The following is a 610-nucleotide window of genomic DNA, read 5'->3' as shown; positions in this document are numbered from 1 at the left end:
TGGCGAATAATTCGGACGGTCGAACTTTGACCCGTATTTACGAGAGCCCGCGCAATGCGGGCTTTTTCGTTTCTGGCACTACCTTTCCTTGGAAAAGCTCCCCATGCGAGACTTGTATGCCAATCACGCCGCCGCCCTGCGCGACGCGCTTCGCCACTCCGTAGAGCGTGGCGGCATGTCTTCGCTCGGCGTGCTGCACCAGGGCGTGCCATCCGCATCCACGCTCACGGGCACCGATGCCACGGTGCAGGCGGCGCGCGTGCGTCGCCAGCTCGACCGGCTCACGCCGCTCCCGTTGGTTTGTGTGATTTTGTTCCTGCGCATGGCCAGTCGAAGCGGGTCTTGTAGATGCATCGGGAACAGGTTTGCGTTAAGAAGCATTGCAGAAAATTGTTCTTTCGGCGGGCGTTTGAGGCAATTTTGTAAGTTTGCCGACACCTCCCGGACGTGGCCGATTTGAATTCCGACGAAAGCGCTCCCCGCTGGAGACCACTTCCTGCGGTGCAAAGGAGACTGGGCCCGCGGGATCACGCGCGCTCGTTTCCCGTCTAGAGGCTAGAAACAGATTTCTGCAAGAGGCGAGAACAGTTTTGTGCAAACCGACGACGGC

General features: G+C 59.3%; 1 protein-coding gene. It reads left to right on the top strand.

What is annotated here, in order from left to right; all coding sequences use genetic code 11:
• The first annotated feature begins 103 nt into the window (after positions 1-103).
• On the top strand, positions 104-460 hold the full coding sequence (locus PQQ51_RS34360; RefSeq protein WP_408501628.1) for a hypothetical protein: 357 nt from the start codon (positions 104-106) through the stop codon (positions 458-460).
• The last annotated feature ends 150 nt before the right edge of the window (positions 461-610 follow it).

The organism is Paraburkholderia xenovorans (assembly GCF_046030735.1).
GTDB classification, from domain to species: domain Bacteria; phylum Pseudomonadota; class Gammaproteobacteria; order Burkholderiales; family Burkholderiaceae; genus Paraburkholderia; species Paraburkholderia xenovorans_A.
Note: the sequence above shows the minus strand (reverse complement) of the source record. Positions and strands in the feature narration are given on the sequence as shown.